The organism is Colwellia sp. BRX10-3 (assembly GCF_014077505.1).
Lineage (GTDB): Bacteria > Pseudomonadota > Gammaproteobacteria > Enterobacterales > Alteromonadaceae > Cognaticolwellia.
In genome coordinates this window covers 534,308-551,986 of record NZ_JACGWA010000001.1, presented here as the reverse complement: position 1 = coordinate 551,986, position 17,679 = coordinate 534,308, and the positions used below count along the sequence as shown (strand labels likewise).

Sequence of the window (17,679 nt, the reverse complement as noted above, 5' to 3'; positions counted from 1 at the left end):
AAGGGCTGTCAAATGAATTCAGTTAAAGTTGATAATGGTTACATTACACCATCTAAAATTATTTGTGTCGGCCGAAATTATGCCGCACATATCAGCGAACTCGGGAATGAAGTTCCTGATAATATGGTGTTATTTATTAAATCTAATGCTGCCATTGGCGAAAAGCTAGAGTCTTATCATCAAGAAACCTTACATTATGAAGCAGAACTTTGCTTTTTGTATCAACAAGGTAAGTTTTGTGCGGTTGCTATAGGTTTAGATTTAACCAAAAGAGTATTACAGTCTCAGCTAAAGGCCAAAGGCCTGCCTTGGGAACGTGCTAAAGCTTTTACCAGCTCGGCACTTTTTAGCGACTTTGTTACCATAGATACAATCGATGAACATCTGGCGTTAGAACTTATTATTAATGGCGAATGCCGACAAGCGGGTTCGATAGCTATGATGCTACATTCACCGCAAGCAATATTAGATGAAATTCAATCCTTTCTAGTTTTAGAAGATGGCGATATTGTCATGACAGGTACGCCTGCCGGTGTTGGTGAAATTGTAGCCGGTGATGTTTTTGAAGGGCGAGTACTGGCTCGAAACACTGTGTTAGTAACAAAAGAGTGGCAAGCTGTTTAGTAGGTAGCTCGCAGATAAAATCTCACATAATTTTTGTCAAACTATGCGATAATTAGACCAAATCAATCCCTTAAACTTCCCCTTATGAAACGTATCATTCTCTATACCATGAGCAATTGTCCACATTGCCAAACGGCTAAACGTTACCTCGAAGATAAAAACATTCCTTTTCGTACATGCAATGTAAAGACGCCAGCAGGGCAGAAAGAGTTTTCTAAATTGAACTTACGAGGCGTTCCGGTATTGAAAATAGGCGATCAAGTACTTAAAGGTTTCAACATTAAAAGCTTTAATCAACTTTATCAAGCTGACTAATTCCAATATATTTATACTAATGCAATTAAGCCTAGTGCTTGAATTATTGAATTTGCATAGCGATAGAAATAAACTGGTTGAGTAATTTATGACAATCGCTATTTGTATCTAAACTGTACTGTATGATTATTGGTCGTTCATCTGCTGTTTTTGTGATAGCTTAAGATAAAGGCCAAACAGACTCTCACCTTGGATAATCTATGAAAAAAGCTTTGCAATTTTATTGTGCAACTTTAATCATACTATTGTTAAGTTTTCCTGTAGCTACAATAGCGGATGATCGTGTTAATTTTATTAACATGGATCATCCCATATATCTAGAGCCTTGGCAGTCTTATCAAAAACTCGTCGGCTTGCAGTTAGCGGCTCAATCATATGATGAACTAACATACCTTTGGTGGTTATTGCGTAAAGCCCAAGCAGAGAACCTCATTTACTTCTATGATGATTTTAATCGCACGGTTGAACAAGCTAACGCCTTAGTTAACGCTAAAACGCCTTTAGCTATTCAAGCGCGTTTAAGTCTATTTCAAGGTCTTATCCATCGTAGACAGGGCAATTATAGATTATCTCAAGAAGCACTCGTCAAAGCTTTAATGCAGGCGAAAGAAGTTAAATTAAGCAGCTTGTACATATTCACAAAGCAAGAACTTGCCTATACAAAAACCCTTACCGAAATATTTGACACTTCATTAGACGATATTCAAGAAGCCTATGTCGAAGCATTTGCCATAAAAGATCAGTTTTTAATTGCCTCCATAAACGAAACTTATGGTGCTATTTATGGTTACTTAAATGACTATAAAAAATCCATTGAGTATTATCAAAGAGCTTTTGAAGCCTATCAAAATTTAAAATACCCAGCCCATATTGCCGAAGCTATTTATGGGCTAGCATCAACCTATCGATATTGGCAGAAATATGATTTAGCCATTGAATATTTTGAAAAATATAAACAACAAATTGGTTATACCCCCAATTCAAATATTAGCTTTTTTGCAACTTATGGTCTTGGTATGACATTAGCTGAAAAAGGTGATTGTCTTGATGCTATTGCTGTTATTGATGAGGCATTAGCCCTAAAAGGTGTTATTGATTACAATGCCGAATTATATAAACGTAAAGCAAGTTGTTTAATTACACTAGCGCGACTCGAAGAAGCTGAAGAGGCACTGTTTAACGCGGCAAATATTTTTGCCGATATTCCAGAGTTAATAGGAACAACCTGGCAACTTGAAGTGATAAAAATATCAAGTGAATTAGCGTATGCGCGTGGTCAGTTCGGTATTAGTTATGGCATGCTTAAGCAATATCATCTTGAATATACAGCATTATTACTAAAAAATTCATCTGATAGATTGCTAAAGGTGAGGGCGAGAATGGAAGGCGAACGTCAGCAAATAGCACAAAACCTGGCAGAGAAACTATCAGAAGTTGAAATGCTCGAACTAGAGAAACGAAAAAACAGCAGTATATTACAAATTTATTTTAATATTTTTATCATTTGCGTAATCCTGATTGTACTCATTGTTATTGCCGTACAGTACCGAACAAATAAAAAAATGCATTTATTATCAATAAAAGACTCTTTATCGGGTTTATTTAATCGACGGTATATTTTTGATTATCTACATACGGCTGTATTAGCTAGTCATCCTGAAAAGATGAAATTGTCGGTTATCTTAATTGATATTGATGACTTTAAAAAAGTAAATGATAATTACGGTCATCCTATTGGTGATGAAGTCATCAGAAAGATTGCGGCAGTGGGAAGAGATATTTTTCGCCAAGACGATATTTTTGGGCGCATTGGAGGTGAAGAGTTTTTGTGTATTTTACCTAGAACAAATATTATTGAAGCAACAAAAATTGCTCAGCGATTTTTAGCTTTAACTAACACATCAGCAATGATTAAAGGCCATAAAGACATTGTAACTGTTAGTATTGGCATTGCAGCATTTTCTGAGCAATGCCAAGATGTAAACCAATTATATATCAACGCCGATCAAGCACTTTATCAAGCAAAACACTTAGGTAAAAATCAAGTTAATGTTTTTTAATCCAAAACCATCATTGTTACGTATAACAAGTAATAAATAATTTAAACCCAGTACTAATTGTTTGTAAATTGGCTATAAGGTTTATTATTGTTCAAGGTTAAACGTAATATCAAAGTTCAAGCATTTGTCCATTATGAATAGTTTAAATAGGCTCTCAGAAGCCATAATTTTGAGTTTACAGGATTATATTAATAAACGTGGGTTTCGTGCATTAATACACTTTGAACTAGAAGGGTGTTATCAAAAACCAATTGGTAAGAAAATAGATTATAGGCAAGTGAATAAGCAATTATTAGCGCTGGGAATTGACGGCGAAGTGGTTGCTGAATATTGGAGTAACCAGTGGGAGTATGTTTCAATTTTTAATGGCCAAAGCCCATTAAAAGAAGCGCAAAACTTGCATCGTGCTATTTATGTACTACCAAAACTTTTTGCTGAACAAGGGGTAACAAAAACCCTGATAAAGCCTGTGGTTTGGGCTGGTGATTATGGCAAGTTAGCTGCTGGATGCGAAAACATTTTTAGTGGCGATAACCGTGCTGTTCACATACCGAACGCGGTACAAATTAATGTTAGTGTGCAGGATTTAATCGGCAATAATTTACTTGTTTCGGGTAGTTTTGCTGAATGTTTGCAGCAGCATTTTTTACGCACAAGTTTAGCTTGCTGCTTAATTTATTTACCCGAAGAAGAAGCTTTTGAGCGTTTAGCGTTAAAGTCGAAATATGGCTTAGCAGAAGAGTTGTGTTCGCCAGTAGATATTTCCGGCGGTCATCAAGGCAGTATTGCGTTATATCGAGATATTGGTAAACACAATCAAAAAATGGGGGTTGAACCACTAATATATGATGATAAAAACAATGTCATTATCAGCGAAAATAATTGGCATAAAACAACCCGTATTGAGCATAGGCTAGGTGCATCTAGCGAGCATTATAACCCGTATTTGAACGTGATTTTCGCCTTGTTGAACGTGATTGACGCTATTGATGATAGAGAAAATAACCAACAAGTGCAGAGCGAAGAATATGGGCAATTACCCAGCTCGTTACATGACCAACAGCATCATATAGGTGCGATTACATTATTTGCCAATAATGACTGGTTCAGCCGAAGTATTGATAAAGCGCTCAGTGCGACAAACTATCAAGGCGAAAATAATACTCAGTCAAGCACCGGGCAATTATTAAAAGATAATTATTTAAAACAATTTCAACGGCCTAGTATCATACTTTAAAGCTTTAGCTTTTACTCACTACGCCAAACTATAATGATATTTAGTGAAAATTACATGATAAATCAATTAAATACGCCAACACTTGATGGCAATTCGATAGCAGAAAAGCGACAAGAGTTAACCGCGTACTTTAAAAATACTTGGTCGACCTATGAGTCATTGTTCTCCCTTATTAATAATGACGATGCTTACTTCTTAAGACCAGAGTCGTTAAGACATCCGTTGGTTTTTTATTTTGGACATACTGCGACTTTCTATGTCAATAAATTGATCCTAGGAAAATACATCAATCAACGCATTAACAGCCGATTAGAGGCTATTTGTGCAGTTGGTGTCGATGAAATGAGTTGGGATGATCTCAATAGTGAGCATTATGACTGGCCAAACGTTGATGAAGTTAGGACTTATCGTGAACAAGTATACAACCTAGTGTTAGATTTGATTGATACCATGGAGTTGAGTTTGCCGATCAAGCAAGACTCGCTAGCATGGATCATTTTGATGGGCTGTGAGCACGAGCGCATTCACCTTGAAACATCATCGGTTATTATGCGTATGTTGCCATTAAAATGGCTAACAAATACTGAACAATGGCAGCCTTGCTTGCATTCATCGGTGGCACCAGAAAACGAATTAATTCCGGTTAAGTCTCAAACCTTATCTTTGGGCAAAAAAGCACAAGACAATACTTTTGGTTGGGACAATGAATATGGTCACCAATCGGTAGATGTTGACGACTTTAGTGCGGCTAAATTTTTAGTGTCTAATCATGAGTACATGGGCTTTGTTGAAGCGGGCGGCTATCAGTCAAAGCAGTTTTGGTGCCAAGAAGGCCTTGCATGGTTGGAGTTTACCCAAGCTAAAATGCCAAGGTTTTGGTTTTGTAGTGCTGGCCAATATTATCAGCGCAATTTAGCAAGCGAAATGCTATTACCGTTAGACTGGCCAGTAGAAGTTAATTGTTTAGAAGCGAAAGCGTTCTGCCAGTGGCGACAAGAAAGTACGATAGGTTTTACTCGTTTGCCCACTGAAGCACAATGGTATTGTCTTAGAGAGCATGTTGGTGGTGATCAACACCAGTGGCAAGAGGTGCCAGGTAATATTAATTTAGCCTACTATGCCTCTTCATGCCCAGTTAACCAGCACCAAAATGGCGATTTCTTCGACGTTATTGGTAATACTTGGCAATGGACTGAGTCAGCAATTGATGGTTTTGCTGGTTTTAATGTTCACCCATTATACGATGACTTTTCGACACCAACTTTTGACGGTAAACATAATCTAATCAAAGGCGGCTCTTGGATGTCTACAGGTAATGAAACCTTGACCTCTTCGCGTTATGCCTTTCGCCGACATTTTTATCAACATGCAGGTTTTCGTTATGTAGTGAGTAATCAACCGAATAATTCACCAGTAACGGTTAATAAATATGAAACAAGTAAAGACATTTGCCAGCAACTTGAGTGCTATTTTGGCGTGAATGCCTTGGGTTACGAAAATTACGGCCAGCAAATAGCACAAAAAGTGGCAAGTGTAATAGCGGCTGAAAATGCCAGCACTAAGCGTTTACTTAACTTAGGTTGTAGCGTTGGACGCGTAGCATTTGAACTTAGCCAGCATTTTCAACATATAGATGCTGTAGATTTCTCAGCGCGCACCATTCAATACGGCGTGCAATTGCAAACTGGCGCAAGTGTTCGTTATACCAACACTATTGAAGGCGATATTTGCCAATATAATGAAATAACTTTGGCTGACAAGGTTAATAATGTAAATGGTAAGCGGATATTATTTAGTCAAGCTGATGGCTGTAATCTTAAAGATAATTTTGACCACTATGACGTTATTTTGATCCAGCATGCTTTGGAACAAAGCTATGATCCTAAGCGCTTATTGGCTAATGCCGTAAGTCGGCTGAACCCGTCAGGTATACTGATCATTCTTTCTGATTACAACCATAAGTTGCAGACAACAGAAAAATCTAAATGGCTCAGTGGTATGAAAGTTAATGGCGAAAATTTATCAGGTATTGATGCGTTAACCCATCAGCTTAATGCTGACTTTGAACCGGTTTCTATAAAGGAATTAACGCGAGTTGTTACAGATTCAGCGCGTAATTTTAATTTATCTCACTGTCAGCTCAGTGTTTGGCGAGCTAAATAAGTTGACTACTTATATGCGCATCAGCATGATCATTGACTTAATAATGGATATCTAGTCGATGCCTACTTACATGTTACCCAAGCACATTGCTTTTAGTCAGAGCCTAGCAAGCTATGTTAAATACAATTTAAGTGATTCGACCGCACAAGCTTTGACGCTTGAACAGTTATGTCGGCTAAGTACTGATAATTTTGATGCTGCTCAAATTGCTGGTATTAGTAACACACTTTTGCAGTATTCGCCGGTTCAAGGCGATGTGCTTTTACGGCAAGAAATAGTTGATTTTCATAAAAATTTAAACTGCCATAGCCGAATAATCGATGCTGAAAGCGCCGTAACATTTTGCGGTGCACAGGAAGCACTATCGGCCATTTATCATACCGTGTTAAGTGCTGGCGACGAAATTATTGTACTAACACCAAGTTATCCTTCTTTGGTGAACATGGCAGAGTTGATGGGGGTTACTGTTAGAGAAATCGCACTTTGTGCTGAAAATAACTGGCAAGTAAACATTGAAGACTTTAATCAACTCGTGAATGAGAAAACCCGGCTTATCGTGCTTAATTCTCCGCATAACCCAACCGGCAGTACAATTGATACCAATCTCGCCAATCAAATATTGCAATTGGCACAGCAATATCATTGTTATTTGTTAAGTGACGATGTTTCGCAAGCAAGCAATTACCACAGTTTAGCTTTAGCGCATCGTTATTTAGATTACCCAAAAAGTATTGTGGTTGGTGTTATGTCTAAAAGTTTAGGCTTAGCGGGAGTTCGTATTGGTTGGGCTATTACGACTAATAATACTTTACGGCATAGTCTCATTGCTATTAAAGCGGTTAATTCTATTTGCTGCTCTAAAATAGATGAAAAATTAGCATGTCTAGCATTAAAAAATAGTAAAGATATTTTAGCTCTCAACAATCAAGTTATTCTCGACAATATTACGCTTTTCTCGGCACTTATTGCCAGACATCCAGAAAAATTAAGCTGGCAAGCACCTCAGGCTGGGATCCTTGCGCTAGTAGAGGTTAGAAATATTACCTCAATAACTTCTTGGTCACAAAAACTGGCCAAGCAAAGTGGAATTTTAGCGTTGCCAAGTGAGTTGTTCGGGCTTAAGGGGAATTACTTTCGTTTAGGGTTAGGCCAAAGGAGTTTTGCTAAAACATTGGTAATATTTGAACGTTTCTTGCTAGAGAACTAATCTGAGTTTAACTCTTGTTAATACTTAATATTTAGAATTAATATTTACTGTGTCTCATATCTATATAAATTACATAGGTTGAAGTTTATACCGAACTTTAACCTGTATAGTTGTCGTCATAAATATAAATTTACGCTAGATTTTTTTGAATTAACGTACCGATACAAGTACACAGCTAGGTTAATTATTCGCCGTATTTAGGCAATTATAGTACGTAGAAAAATATCATAAAAAAATGACAAACAGCGGCAGAAAACACAAAAAAATGCCAAATAGCATGGCTATACTTTTTATTTTTTCTAACATAAAAAATAGTACCCAAACCATATATAATCCCACCCAAGGCGAGTAAAAACATACCTTCAGGCGCCAGTTTATCGTTTAATTTATGTATAAATGTTAGTGAGATTAAGCCTAGACCTAAATAAGTTGAGAGTGATAATTTTTTATATTTATTACCAAAATTAACCTTAAAAGCGATACCTGCAATGGCTAAGACCCAGATAATTGCTAACACGGTAGGGCCAATGTCATCAGCTAATGTCACTAGCATCAGTGGCGTATATGTGCCGGCAATTAATAAATAAATCGCACAATGGTCCAATAATTTGAAGATGCTTTTTGCTTTTTCATGTAATAACGCATGATAAAGTGTTGAAGCGCTAAACAACAAAACTAGGCTAGCACCATAAATACTAAAACTAATCACTTTAAGCATATCAGCTTGTATCCAGGCTAAAGTCACCAATAGTGTTAAGCCAGCAACGCTAAGTAATGCTGCCACTCCATGACTAACCGCATTGACAATTTCTTCTGCTAAGCCGTAATCTTGAATTTGCACGATATATATATACTCCTATTTCAGTGTACACGTGTACTCTGATGATGGTAACAAACCAGGAATTGGAATGCTAGTGGTCTGACCTTTAGTGCTGTAATTGGCACGTTAATGTATACTATTGTCATACCAATCTAACTAGTTTGTGAACAATGATAAGTAAGAATGCTCGATGATTTATTTTAATGGGAATTATACAATTTCTGAAAAATTAATAACTGAGCAAGTACATTTAATTAATGTATTTTAGAAAATATTGGAATGACAGAGAATGTACTAAAAATAAGTCTATAAAAAATTGGTGGGTTCGTTTGATATTTTAAAATTGCAATAAGCGTCATTGAAAAAACAATGGATTACGCTAGAAAAAGCAAGGCAATATTGAGTACAATCATAGGTAAATTTTGCGTTTATATAAACGAGCGATATATAAACGCAAAGTAAGAATTACAATGCTAGGTCGATAACCATTTCGCGTAACTCATCTTTTGAAATAGAGTTATCATGATTTTTATCAAAGCGATTGAATATGGTTTCACACATTCGAATGCCTTTATCTTGCAATAAGCAGTCAATCAATTCGACAAATTCACTTCTATTAATGACTCCGTCCTTGTCTTCATCAAACACTTCAAATAGTTCATCTACCCACTGATTTAATTCCATCAGTCATCCTCTTATTTGGCGATTAATTCCTATAATAGACTTTATCTTTATTTGACGAATATGTGAATGATTAATTCTGTTATTTCGTGTTTTTGACGTATCAGTCTATTTTTATATCGTTAAATGAATTACCAAAATCAAACTTAATAGGGTTAGGGTATTTTAAGCTTAATTAATTTATAGCCTAAATATGAAATAAGATAAGGATGACTTTAACCAGGCATACTATTTTACTTAGCTTTTCGATACTTAAATCAATGCTCAAGCTAAGTATATTCTACTGACCATTTAGATAAGGCTGACAGTGTTAGTCATTAAAAATAAATTTAATTGAGAATTTTTTTAAAAAAAGTGTAATAAAGTCGTCAATGCTCAGACTAAGCAGTTAATATTTTAAAAGGAAGATAAAATGAAGATAAATTGGAAAGCTTTGTTTGGTGCGAGTTTACTCATTGCGATAAGCAACAGTAGTGTTGCTGAAGATATGGTAAAACAGCAACTGACATTAGAAAGTTGCCATATAAAAGGCATTAGACAACAAGTACAGTGCGGCACTTATGTCGCCCCTGAAAATTATGCTAAAGCTGATGGCACAAAAATAGATATAAATTTTGTGGTGTTACCGGCGATAGATAATAGTACAGAAAAACTGCCATTAATGTTTCTAGCTGGCGGGCCTGGTCAGGCTGCTGCTGAGCTTTCGGCGCAAATTTATCGTGGTTTTAGTGAAATCAGAAAAACGCGTGATTTAATTCTTATTGATCAACGTGGCACGGGAAAATCTCATCCATTACAGTGTGAAGATTCATTGGAAGTGGACCCCTACACTAGCTTGCCAGAAGATTTTTCACTTGCTGATATTGAACAATGTATAGCACAACTTAAGGGCGACTTAAGTCAATATAATTCAGAAAATGCTATTCGAGATTTCGATGCGGTTCGAGCAGCATTAGGTCACCAACAGGTACATATTTACGGTGGCTCTTATGGCACGCGTGCTGGTTTAGTTTATATGCGTATGTTCCCGACATCGTTAAAGAGTGTAGTTCTCGACAGTGTTGGCCCTATTGAAGTGCCCATTGGCTTATTTGGAAAAAGCGCCGAACAGTCTTTTATCAAGTTAATTGAAAACTGCCAGAACGAAGAAAGCTGTGCGACACAATATCCTGAATTGGCGAAAGAATTTACCGCCATTACTAATAAACTATCTCAAGCGGCAGTAACAGTAGAAATTGCACACCCAAGGTTAGGTACTAAAACTGCTTTCACCATTAGCAAGGATAAATTCATTTCAAGTATACAAATGCAATTGTACTCGATGGAAACACGGAGCTTAGTACCGTTGTTAATTCATCAAGCGTATTTAGGTAACTATATGCCATTAGCCGGTATTATTGCTCAAAGCGAAGGTGGTATGGGTATATATATAGGTTTGCATTTAAATATTGTTTGCAATGAAGACTTTCCAAAAATATCTGCCGACATGAAAGCCGTTGATGCTGATAATAATTTTGCTAAAGGAATGAGTTTAGTGATGGTTGGTAAAGCTTGTGCTGCTTGGCCAACGTATCAACCTAGTGCTGATTTTTATCAAACAGTTACCGCTGATATACCAACTCTTATTATGTCAGGAGAGTTAGACCCAGTTACACCAGCGAGTAACGGCGAAAAGTCTCACGTTAATTTACCTAATAGTCATCACATTATTTCTAAAAACAATGCGCATATAGTGGCTTCTACAACTTGTGGTATCAAAATTGTGAATGAATTTTTAGACAAACAAACGCCAAAGGAACTTGATGAATCATGTCTTGAAGAAATTCCTGATGAGTCATTTATGGTGGGTTTAAATGGTGGCGTAGTACCTGACTTATCGCCAAACGCTATGCCAACCCAAGCAAAGGAATAAATCATGATTGAAGTTAATAATTTACATAAAAGTTTTGTCAGTAAAAAAAATACGGTTAAAGCCTTAGATGGCCTATCTTTTACTGCAAAAGATGGCGAAATAACGGGTATATTAGGCCCAAATGGTGCTGGTAAAACGACCTGTTTACGCACGCTTTATGGTTTGCTCCGTGCCGATGAAGGCTACGCGACTATTGATGGGATTAAAGTAACAGAAGAACCTATTAAAGCACGAAAACTCTTAGGTATTTTCCCTGATAAGTTTGGTTTATATGAGCGACTAACTGCTTATGAACAAATTGATTATTTTGCCAGTATTCATGGCATGACAGGTGCGAATAAGCATGCCGCCATTGAGCAAATTCTATCTGATTTGGAAATGACTGAATTAGCGCACCGCAAAACGGTGGGGTTCTCTCAAGGCCAGCGCATGAAAGTGACTTTAGCTCAGGCTTTAGTACATCAACCGAAAAATTTTGTGCTGGACGAGCCAACCCGTGGTTTAGATGTCATGAGTACACGAGTTTTGCGCAACCATTTAGCTAAATTTAAAGAAAAGGGGCACTGCATTTTATTTTCTTCTCATGTTATGCAAGAAGTTGCTGCCTTATGTGATCGAGTGATCATCGTTTCTAATGGCAAGTTAGCGGCTCAAGGCACGCCACAAGAGTTATGTGATTTAGCTGGAGAGAAGTTATTAGAAGAAGCCTTCGTTAAATTAATAGGCTCAGATGAAGGAGTAGCAGCATGATACAATTGAAAGCCTTAATGGTGAAAGAATTTAAAGAAGCCTTTCGCGACAGGCGCGCATTAATGGTGGCGATGAGCATGGCCTTGTTGATGCCAGTTATGATTATGGTGATGTTAAAAGTAGCCATTAAAGAAGCCGTGGATAACCCCGCAGTATATGTAAAATATAGCGGTGAGCAACATGCGCCAAAACTGATTAAAGCACTAAAAGACGAGAACATTTTATCTTTTGCTGATGTACCTGAAGATGAAGAGCGTAACTGGAATGAACGCAACATTGAATTGACCATTCCTGACACCTTTATTGAAGATATGGCTGCCGGTAAGCCAATTGAATTAACCTTGCGCGCAGATTATAACGAGAAGTCGTTAACCTCTCCTATTCGTCGGATTAAAGATGTTGTTAGCGAACACTCGCTACTTATTGGCTATAAGCGGTTATTAGTGCGCGGTATTGATACTAAATTATTGCAACCCATTAAATTGCTTGAACAAGATACCTCGCTACCTAGTAGTAATGCAGTGATGATCTCTCTAATTTTAGGTGTTTATTTAATGATGGCGGCGTTTATGTCAGGTTTGCCAGTTGCTATTGACTCAAGTGCTGGCGAACGAGAACGTAATGTTTTGGAAATGTTATTGTGTCAGCCGGTTAGTACCTTAAAAATAGTGCTGGCGAAATTGAGCTGTGCCAGTTCAATTGCCATTATCTCTATTATATTAATGCTGGTACTTACCTCGGTAGCGATGAACTTTGTTGATCTAACGAAAATAGGCGCAACCTTTAATATTGACGCCAGTACCTTTGTTATTTTGTTATTGCTATTGGTACCTATTTGCTTCCTCGCGGCCTCACTACAGCTATTATTTGCCTTTCAGGCCAAAAGCTTTAAAGAAGCACAATCTACGGTAACTATGTTGATTATGGCGCCAAGCTTTATTCCATTTGCGTTAATGATGATGGACGATAAACCGGCTTGGGTTGAATGGATGCCTATTTCTGGTCAGTCATTGTTAATGGAAGACGTGTTTAAAGGTTTACCCATTGACTGGAATGCATTGCTATTTACCAGTGTGGCGACTATCGCATTAACTGTGGTGTTGGTCTTAATCTTGGCTAAAAGATTAACGTCTGAAAAAGTAGTGATGTCTTTGAGTTAGAGAGTGACAGTAGGATTGTATAAAATGAATAACCCAGTAGAATTAGTCATCCAAAAACAAGACTGTTTTAAAACGGCTAAACATAAACTGGGTTATTCATTGAGCAATCAAGAAATATTTATTAACTGGATTTCTGAACATGAGAAACTCCTGCGTCATATTATTAACGGTTTTGAAGCCGTTCCTGCAATTCAAGAAGAGCTTTTTCAAGAAATTGCCTTAAATATATGGCGAGCTTTACCTAGCTTTCGCGCTGACTCAGCCGCCAAAACGTTTATCGCTCGAATTGCTCATAATGTTTTAGCAACGCATGTTGCTAAAGCCGTTAAAACAGTAAAAACAGAGCAAGATTTTCAGTCTGTAGATAGTATTCAATCGAGTAATGAAGCGGTAGGGCATGATACCTCGGTTTGCCCGCAACTCACACCATATCAGTCACTAGATCAAAACCAAAGACAACAACGCCTTGCCCAAGCCATTCGTCAGTTGAAGCTTGAACAGCAGCAAGTAATTACCTTGGCGCTAGAGGGGATGAGTTATCAAGATATTGCTGACGTGTTAGCAATATCTACCAACTTAGTTGGCGTTAGGCTACAAAGAGCAAAGGCAAAATTGATGCAATTGTTGGAGGCAGTATGAGCGAAAAAAACGATAAAGTTAAAATGGCGATCGAAAGTGAGCAATCAACAAGCGAACGTGTCTCTACAGAAACACTGGTGGCTCAAAGAGAAAAGCAAAGTACTGATGCGCCTGAATTACTAGATGATACTTGGGCAGAGCTCACTCAAGATTGGCAAACACAACCGACTGTAAAAACAGATATTCTAGCTTTAGTGAAGCGTACACGGCGCAGAACTATTGGTGCAAAATTTTGTTTCGCGCTAAATATTATTGCAACCATAGCTTTATTTATTGCATTTTTATACGGTGTTTATAATGGCGAATGGGGAGAGCCTCTTAATATTTATCTTGGGCTCGGCAGCTTACTGTCATTAATTTTCGTTTATTTTGAAACTAAGATCCGTGTCGCAACATGGTCACAACTTTGTGACAGTCCTGAAAAAGCTATAGATAATGCGATAGCTAGTAGTAAATCATCAATGCAATACATGTGGATTACAAAAATCTCATTTTTACCTTTTTTACCGCTGATTAATTGGTTTGTGTATACCTCAAGTCAAACAAGTAGCAAAGCTGTTTTACCGGCATATTTAATGGCTAATGGCTTTATGGTTATTGTCTATATTGTAGTTGACTACCTACATAGACAACGTAAGCAAGAATACCAAAAGCTATTAAAAACTAAATCAGTATAAAAGTCAGGTTTAATTGTTTTAGTGGAATTATATTCATGCCCATATCATTATTCCTGTATTAAATTTGTTGTTTTTGCGGTTTCAAGTCAGTATATTAGTTTGAACTATTTATTGGAGTGAGTGATAAAAGTTTTTATCACTCACTCCAAAGTATATTTGATTGCAAAATGAACTAACAGAACGCGGTTTTTGCGTGTACAAATACGACAAGTTCAGGCAAAATATGCCGCAATTAATTATGAACTAACGCCACCCCAGTATTGCTAATAGCAGACTATTTGAGGATAAAACATGTTTACACGTGATATGAATATTGCAGATTTTGATCCAGAACTTTATCAAGCAATGAGCAATGAAGTTGTTCGTCAAGAAGAACATATTGAACTCATCGCTTCGGAAAACTACTGTAGTCCACGTGTACTGGAAGCTCAAGGTTCACAACTAACCAATAAATATGCTGAAGGCTACCCAGGCAAACGTTATTATGGTGGTTGTGAGTATGTTGACATTGCAGAGCAACTTGCCATTGACCGTGCAAAAGAATTATTTGGCGCTACTTACGCTAACGTGCAACCACATGCAGGTTCACAAGCAAACTCAGCAGTTTTTCAAGCCTTAGTGTCTCCCGGCGGTAAAGTGTTAGGCATGAGCTTGGCGCACGGTGGCCATTTAACACATGGCTCACATGTTAACTTTTCTGGTAAGTCATACGAAGCGATTCAATACGGTTTGCACCCTGAAACTGGCGATATTGATTACGTTGAATTAGAGCGTTTAGCAATAGAGCATAAACCAGAAATGATTATTGGTGGTTTTTCAGCGTTTTCTGGTGTGGTTGATTGGGCCCGTATGCGTGATATTGCCGATAAAGTAGATGCTTATTTCTTTGTAGATATGGCTCACGTTGCCGGTTTAGTTGCCGCGGGTTTATATCCTAACCCAGTGCCACATGCACATGTTGTTACTACCACTACACATAAAACATTAGCTGGCCCACGTGGTGGCTTAATTGTTTCTGGTTGTAATGACGAAGCGATTTATAAAAAATTGAACAGCGCGGTTTTCCCAGGTGGCCAAGGCGGACCATTAATGCACATTATTGCTGCGAAAGCCGTGGCATTTAAAGAAGCATTAGCACCAGAGTTTAAAGTTTATCAGCAAAATGTTTTAGATAATGCCAAAGCTATGGTGGCGGTATTACAAGAACGTGGTTATAAAGTTGTGTCTAACGGTACTGATAACCATTTATTATTACTGGATTTAATTGATAAAGATATTACCGGTAAAGATGCTGATGCCGCTTTAGGTCGTGCTCACATCACAGTGAATAAAAACTCTGTACCTAATGACCCACGTTCACCGTTTGTAACTTCTGGCCTACGTTTAGGTACACCAGCAATTACTCGTCGTGGTTTTGGTGTTGAAGAAACCAAAATAACCACTGGCTGGATCTGTGATATTTTAGATGATATTAACAACGACGCCGTTATCGCTAAAGTACAAGCAGCTGTTAGTGAGCTATGTGCTCGCTTCCCTGTTTATAAGTAACTATTCTTAGCAATACGAGAAACGTTTTTTTGCTTTATTCAACCTAAAGTAAATAACTAAAATGGCCACATTAGTGGCCATTTTTTTTGACTGTTTTTTATTGAGTAAGATATAGTGCTAATAATCGTAAGATATTTCGCTTAATGAGCTGTTTTCAATTAAAATACCGGCATTAAATAGCTCATGATCTTTATACCAATTGGTATTAACAATGGAATTTATCAATGTATTGCCCCTTTTGTTCAGCTAACGATACTAAAGTTATCGACTCACGTTTAGTGTCAGACGGTCATCAAGTGCGTCGTCGTCGTGAATGTTTAGCGTGTCATGAAAGATATACGACTTTTGAAACTGCCGAGTTAGTGATGCCACGCATTATTAAGCGTGACGGTTCTCGCGAACCTTTCAACGAAGATAAAATGCGTAATGGCTTATTACGTGCGTTAGAAAAAAGACCGGTAAGCACTGAAGAAATGGAGTTGTCGATTAATAAACTTAAATCGCAACTACGCGCAACAGGCGAGCGCGAAGTGTCCAGTGAAATGCTTGGTACTATTATTATGGAACAGCTGAAAAGTTTGGATAAAGTAGCTTATATTCGTTTTGCTTCTGTTTATCGTTCGTTTGAAGACATTAAAGAATTTGGTGAAGAAATCGCGCGTTTAGGCGATGATGATTAATTAATACCATTGGTATAGCTAAGCGCCATAATGAGTTAACCCTGAGTCCAATAATGAGCAATTTTTCGTTACAAGATCACCAATTTATGCAACGCGCCATTTACTTGGCAAAGCGCGGGCATTTTACCACACCACCTAATCCTCGTGTTGGTTGTGTCATCGTGCTCAATGGCGAAGTGGTTGGTGAAGGCTTTCATAAAAAAGCAGGGCAAGGGCATGCAGAAGTTTATGCACTAAAACAAGCCGGCAGCAAAGCTAAAGGTGCTACTGCTTATGTCACGTTAGAGCCTTGTAGTCACTTTGGTTTAACCCCGCCATGCGCAGAAGCACTGATTAAAGCAAAAGTAGGTCATGTTATCGCCGCTATGGTTGATCCTGATCCAAGAGTATCTGGTCGTGGCCTTGAACGCCTAGCTAACGCAGGAATTACTACCGAGTTTGGACTGCTTGAACAAGACGCTCGAGCATTAAACCCTGGTTTTATTAAGTTGATGACCACTAAATTGCCTTATGTACGCTGTAAATTAGCCGCAAGCCTAGACGGAAAAACTGCGATGGCCAGTGGTGAAAGTCAGTGGATCACCTCAACTGAAGCTCGCGCTGATGTTCAACTACTTAGAGCTCAAAGTTGCGGTATTATTTGTGGCGCAGGTTCAGTTATTTTTGACGATGCTAAAATGACTGTGCGTTGGAATGCTCTAGGTGAATTAAAAAACACTTATGCAGAATCAGACATTAGACAGCCTGTTCGTATTATTATTGATGGCAAAAATCGTCTAACCCCCGATCTAGCTATCTTCAAAACGACAAGTAAAATATTATTAATTCGACATACTATTGAAAACAGCCAAGCTTGGCCGCATTTTGTAGAGCAAGTAGCAATAGCTAAAACCGCAGAAAGTGAACATATCGATCTGCGTTTATTATTAGCTTACTTGGCTCAACAAGGGTTAAATGACATATTAATTGAGTCAGGTGCCCAGCTTGCAGGCGCATTTATCAGCGCAAACTTAGTTGATGAACTCGTGCTTTACCAAGCGCCAAAATTGCTCGGCAATGACGGTAAAGGTTTAGTTAATATGCCAACGATATTGCAGTTATCTGATGCTAAAAGCGTTGATGTTGATGATATTCGTATGGTGGGTAAAGATATTAGAATAACGGCAAAGTTTAGTCGTTAACCGGTAAAAAGTTTCAATTTCAATA

Annotated in this window: 16 protein-coding genes; 14 read left to right on the top strand and 2 right to left on the bottom strand. The window is 37.8% G+C overall.

Going from position 1 to position 17,679, the window contains the following annotated elements; translation table 11 throughout:
• Positions 1-12 precede the first annotated feature (12 nt).
• The 6 genes from H4J38_RS02375 to H4J38_RS02350 all read left to right on the top strand — a co-directional run bounded on the left by H4J38_RS02375 (position 13) and on the right by H4J38_RS02350 (position 7,606).
• Positions 13-624: a fumarylacetoacetate hydrolase family protein gene (locus H4J38_RS02375; protein ID WP_182129085.1), complete on the top strand. Its 612-nt coding sequence runs from the start codon at positions 13-15 to the stop codon at positions 622-624.
• 84 nt (positions 625-708) lie between these two features.
• Positions 709-939 carry a glutaredoxin family protein gene (locus H4J38_RS02370; protein ID WP_182129083.1) on the top strand — a complete coding sequence of 77 codons (231 nt, stop codon included), beginning with the start codon at positions 709-711 and terminating at the stop codon, positions 937-939.
• A 200-nt stretch (positions 940-1,139) separates the two neighbouring features.
• On the top strand, positions 1,140-2,999 hold the full coding sequence (locus H4J38_RS02365; RefSeq protein WP_182129081.1) for a diguanylate cyclase: 1,860 nt from the start codon (positions 1,140-1,142) through the stop codon (positions 2,997-2,999).
• A gap of 277 nt (positions 3,000-3,276) precedes the next feature.
• Positions 3,277-4,236: a hypothetical protein gene (locus tag H4J38_RS02360; RefSeq protein ID WP_310733429.1), complete on the top strand. Its 960-nt coding sequence runs from the start codon at positions 3,277-3,279 to the stop codon at positions 4,234-4,236.
• Positions 4,237-4,290: 54 nt separating this feature from the next.
• Complete coding sequence (ovoA, locus tag H4J38_RS02355) at positions 4,291-6,399, top strand: 5-histidylcysteine sulfoxide synthase (RefSeq protein ID WP_182129077.1); 2,109 nt, start codon at positions 4,291-4,293, stop codon at positions 6,397-6,399.
• 58 nt (positions 6,400-6,457) lie between these two features.
• Positions 6,458-7,606 carry a pyridoxal phosphate-dependent aminotransferase gene (locus tag H4J38_RS02350; RefSeq protein WP_182129075.1) on the top strand — a complete coding sequence of 383 codons (1,149 nt, stop codon included), beginning with the start codon at positions 6,458-6,460 and terminating at the stop codon, positions 7,604-7,606.
• Between the two features lie 205 nt (positions 7,607-7,811).
• On the opposite strand, the gene H4J38_RS02345 is transcribed toward H4J38_RS02350, so the two are convergent.
• Together H4J38_RS02345 and H4J38_RS02340 are read right to left on the bottom strand one after the other, a co-directional pair.
• Positions 7,812-8,447 carry a hemolysin III family protein gene (locus tag H4J38_RS02345; protein WP_310733428.1) on the bottom strand — a complete coding sequence of 212 codons (636 nt, stop codon included), beginning with the start codon at positions 8,445-8,447 and terminating at the stop codon, positions 7,812-7,814.
• Between the two features lie 444 nt (positions 8,448-8,891).
• Positions 8,892-9,110, bottom strand: coding sequence for an EF-hand domain-containing protein (locus tag H4J38_RS02340; protein ID WP_077286225.1), 219 nt, complete (start codon positions 9,108-9,110; stop codon positions 8,892-8,894).
• Positions 9,111-9,519: 409 nt separating this feature from the next.
• Between H4J38_RS02340 and H4J38_RS02335 the strand changes: the two genes are divergently transcribed.
• The 8 genes from H4J38_RS02335 to ribD all read left to right on the top strand — a co-directional run bounded on the left by H4J38_RS02335 (position 9,520) and on the right by ribD (position 17,654).
• Positions 9,520-11,019, top strand: a complete 1,500-nt coding sequence (locus tag H4J38_RS02335) for an alpha/beta fold hydrolase (RefSeq protein WP_182129073.1) — start codon at positions 9,520-9,522, stop codon at positions 11,017-11,019.
• Positions 11,020-11,022: 3 nt separating this feature from the next.
• Positions 11,023-11,769, top strand: coding sequence for an ATP-binding cassette domain-containing protein (locus H4J38_RS02330; protein ID WP_182129071.1), 747 nt, complete (start codon positions 11,023-11,025; stop codon positions 11,767-11,769).
• Positions 11,766-12,929 (top strand): ABC transporter permease, encoded by a 1,164-nt coding sequence (locus H4J38_RS02325; protein ID WP_182129069.1) that lies wholly within the window; start codon positions 11,766-11,768, stop codon positions 12,927-12,929. The genes H4J38_RS02330 and H4J38_RS02325 overlap by 4 nt, the downstream gene beginning before the upstream one ends.
• Positions 12,930-12,953: 24 nt before the next feature.
• Positions 12,954-13,568 carry an RNA polymerase sigma factor gene (locus tag H4J38_RS02320; protein ID WP_182129067.1) on the top strand — a complete coding sequence of 205 codons (615 nt, stop codon included), beginning with the start codon at positions 12,954-12,956 and terminating at the stop codon, positions 13,566-13,568.
• A complete protein-coding gene (locus H4J38_RS02315) occupies positions 13,565-14,245 on the top strand; it encodes a hypothetical protein (RefSeq protein ID WP_182129065.1) in 681 nt (226 codons plus the stop codon). Before H4J38_RS02320 ends, H4J38_RS02315 begins: the two co-directional genes overlap by 4 nt.
• A gap of 291 nt (positions 14,246-14,536) precedes the next feature.
• Positions 14,537-15,793: a serine hydroxymethyltransferase gene (gene glyA / locus H4J38_RS02310; protein WP_182129063.1), complete on the top strand. Its 1,257-nt coding sequence runs from the start codon at positions 14,537-14,539 to the stop codon at positions 15,791-15,793.
• A 224-nt stretch (positions 15,794-16,017) separates the two neighbouring features.
• Complete coding sequence (gene nrdR / locus H4J38_RS02305) at positions 16,018-16,473, top strand: transcriptional regulator NrdR (protein WP_182129061.1); 456 nt, start codon at positions 16,018-16,020, stop codon at positions 16,471-16,473.
• Between the two features lie 53 nt (positions 16,474-16,526).
• Positions 16,527-17,654 (top strand): bifunctional diaminohydroxyphosphoribosylaminopyrimidine deaminase/5-amino-6-(5-phosphoribosylamino)uracil reductase RibD, encoded by a 1,128-nt coding sequence (gene ribD / locus H4J38_RS02300; protein WP_220465394.1) that lies wholly within the window; start codon positions 16,527-16,529, stop codon positions 17,652-17,654.
• The last annotated feature ends 25 nt before the right edge of the window (positions 17,655-17,679 follow it).